Source organism: Microbacterium sp. H6 (genome assembly GCF_003314775.1).
Lineage (GTDB): Bacteria > Actinomycetota > Actinomycetes > Actinomycetales > Microbacteriaceae > Microbacterium > Microbacterium oxydans.
In genome coordinates this window covers 6,145-7,193 of sequence record NZ_QOAY01000057.1, presented here as the reverse complement: position 1 = coordinate 7,193, position 1,049 = coordinate 6,145, and the positions used below count along the sequence as shown (strand labels likewise).

The window sequence follows — 1,049 nt, the reverse complement described above, 5'->3', positions numbered from 1 at the left end:
CACCTCGGCGTCACCTCCCTCGCGGCGGTCGGCGCGACCGGCAGCCTGCTGTTCCTGCTGCTCGGGTTCGCCTGGGGACTGACGAGCGGTTTCGCGATCCCGATCGCCCAGGCCTTCGGCGCGAGGGATGACGCGGCCGTGCGCCGTTCGGTCGCGACCGGTGTTCTGCTGAGCGTCATCACGAGTGTGATCCTGACGATCGGAGCGCCCCTCCTCGCCGGTCCGATCCTCGCGCTGCTGCAGACGCCGCCCGAGTTGATGGCCGAGGCCACGATCTTCACCCAGATCAGCTTCCTCGGTGCGAGCGCGACGATGTTCTTCAACTACCTCTCCGCGATCATCCGTGCGATCGGAGATTCCAAGACCCCGCTGGTGTTCCTCACCGTGTCGTGCGCCCTGAACGTCGGGCTCGTCGTCCTGATGGTCGGGCCGCTGGAGTGGGGTGTGGGCGGAGCCGCGCTCGCGACCGTGGTCGCCCAGGCGGTCTCGGTCGCCCTGTGCCTCGAGTTCGTGCGTCGTCGGCTGCCCATGCTCCACCTGCGCCGTGCGGACTGGCGGATCACCAGCGGTGACGTCGCTGAGCACCTGCGCCTCGGTCTGCCCATGGGATTCCAGGCGTCGATCATCGCGATCGGCACGCTGACCGTACAGGTCGCGCTCAACACCCTGGGGGCGGATGCGGTCGCGGCCTACACGACCGGATCCCGCGTCGACAGTCTCGCGGTGGCCCTGCTGTCATCGCTCGGACTCGCTGTCTCGATGTACGCCGCGCAGAACCACGGGGGTCGGCGTCCCGACCGCATCCGTCGCGGTGTGGTCGAGGCGACCTGGATGGCCGTCGTCGCCGGCTTGGTGCTCGGTGGACTGCTCATCGCCTTCGGTGCGCCGATGGTCCGTCTGTTCATCGGCGAGGGGTCGGACGACGTCGTCGACGAGGCGCATCGGATGCTCATCATCAACGGATGCGGGTACTGGGCGCTGGGCATGCTGTTCGTCCTGCGGGGAGCCCTGCAGGGACTCGGTCACACGCTCGTCCCCACGGTCACCGG

Annotated in this window: 1 protein-coding gene; it reads left to right on the top strand. The window is 68.7% G+C overall.

The window, feature by feature from the left end:
- On the top strand, positions 1 to 1,049 hold a 1,049-nt coding region (locus DSP71_RS03510), incomplete at both ends, for an MATE family efflux transporter (RefSeq protein ID WP_258546245.1).